Source organism: Neisseria sp. P0022.S010 (assembly GCF_051956635.1).
Window position 1 is genome coordinate 1 of sequence record NZ_JBQCXF010000613.1, and the last position, 1,639, is coordinate 1,639.

Genomic DNA, 1,639 nt, shown 5'->3' on the forward strand with positions numbered 1-1,639 from the left:
GATTGGGCAACGTAGGTGTATTCCTTGCCGTCGTTAAACAGGACGAAAGGTTTGTGTTCGTCGCCGGTTGCTTTGTATTGCAAGAGGGTCAGCTGACGCAGGTCGCCGCTTTTCTCATCGATGACGGCTTTAACCGTGTCTGTGGTAACGGTAATAGGGGTGGCTGGAGCAAGCGCGGCTTCGGCAGCGGCTTTTGCCGGAGCGGCGGCCGTTTGCTGTTGCGTGGCTTGTTGCGCCGGATTAGGTTTGGGGCTGGGGAAGAAATGTTCCCAGCCGGCAAAGATTGCCAGCGAGATGGCAAAAAATGCCACAAGTCTTTTAAAATCCATAAGAGATTCCTGGAATTGACGGATAGGTAATCGAGATGAAAACTGCTTCAGACGGCATTATATAGAAACCGACGGGAAATTAAAGGAAATCGTGTTCTTTAAATGGTTGACAGCAGCATTATGGAACAGGGTCGTGTCCGTGTCCGCCGAAAGGGTGGCATCGTGCGATGCGTTTGATGGCCAGCCATCCGCCTTTGAATGCGCCGTATTTTTTGACGGCTTCGACTGCGTATTGTGAACAGGTCGGGGTGTATCGGCAGCGCGGCGGAATGAGGGGGCTGATGCAGTATTGGTAAAAGCGGATGAGTGCAAGGAGGAGCTTGGAAAGCAGGGTGTTCATCGGCGTTTTTTCATCAGCTGGGCAAGTTGGTTGCGGGCTTCCGGGGCGGTTTCCCGATTAAACGCCTGACGCACGCGCACAACAAAATCATGCGGCGGCAGCTGGTGTTGATTCAGCCTGAACCAGTCGCGGATGACGCGCTTTATATAATTGCGGTCATGGGCACGTTTGGCGGTCTTTTTGCTGACGACCAAACCAAGGCGCGGATGGCCGAGCGCGTTGTCTGCGGACTGGGAGACTTGCAGCAAATCGCGGCTGCGTCGGTTTTTCAACGCAAAAACGGATGAAAAATCATCCGTTTTTAATAAGCGATACTGCTTCGAGAAGCCGTAATTCAAAATTATACAGCCAGGCGTTTGCGGCCTTTGGCGCGACGGGCAGCCAATACTGCGCGACCACCTCGGGTTTTGGAGCGAACCAAGAAGCCGTGGGTGCGTTTGCGTTTGGTAACGGAAGGTTGATAAGTGCGTTTCATGATGTTTCCTAAAAATTGGTAGATAATTAAACCCTGAATTACACTCCAATTTGTTGCTTTTGTCAATCAATATAAAAACTTTTCGTCGGCTAAAGTGTGACAACGGGTTTGATGCATTGATAGAATTTGTGGATAAAATTTTGCGGCGGTTGTGGATAAAAAAGAGCGGAATGGGTATAATCGCCCAACCTTGCTTTTCTCTGTGCGCAAGGTCGTCTGAAAGCAGCGGGCGTGTCATAAAAATCTGATTTTTATTGGATTGCCTGTCTGCTCCGCCTTCTTGTATTTCCCAAATCTTCCATTTTCCGAGCTTAATCTCATGACGTTAGCTGAATTTTGGCCGCTGTGCCTTTGCCGCCTTCACGAAATGTTGCCTGCCGGGCAGTTTGCGCAATGGATTGCGCCTTTGACCGTGGGCGAAGAAAACGGCGTATGGGTGGTGTATGGTAAAAACCAATTTGCCTGCAATATGCTCAAAAGCCAGTTTGCCGCCAA

General features: G+C 50.3%; 5 protein-coding genes. 1 reads left to right on the plus strand and 4 read right to left on the minus strand.

All coding sequences use genetic code 11. The features are described from left to right. From yidC to rpmH, 4 genes are all read right to left on the minus strand, one after another. A partial coding sequence (gene yidC, locus ACTHUT_RS19935) for a membrane protein insertase YidC (RefSeq protein WP_440419553.1) occupies window positions 1–329 on the minus strand: 329 nt, incomplete at its 3' end. Window positions 330–447: 118 nt separating this feature from the next. Next, entirely contained in the window at window positions 448–669 is a 222-nt protein-coding gene (yidD, locus tag ACTHUT_RS19940) for a membrane protein insertion efficiency factor YidD (protein ID WP_003682178.1), read from the minus strand. Continuing rightward, entirely contained in the window at window positions 666–1,007 is a 342-nt protein-coding gene (gene rnpA, locus ACTHUT_RS19945) for a ribonuclease P protein component (protein ID WP_440386509.1), read from the minus strand. Before rnpA ends, yidD begins: the two co-directional genes overlap by 4 nt. Before the next feature lie 2 nt (window positions 1,008–1,009). Beyond that, entirely contained in the window at window positions 1,010–1,144 is a 135-nt protein-coding gene (rpmH, locus tag ACTHUT_RS19950; RefSeq protein WP_002214728.1) for a 50S ribosomal protein L34, read from the minus strand. Between the two features lie 319 nt (window positions 1,145–1,463). Between rpmH and ACTHUT_RS19955 the strand changes: the two genes are divergently transcribed. Next, window positions 1,464–1,639, plus strand: a 176-nt coding sequence (locus ACTHUT_RS19955; protein ID WP_440419555.1) for a DnaA N-terminal domain-containing protein, incomplete at its 3' end; no start/stop codon positions are given.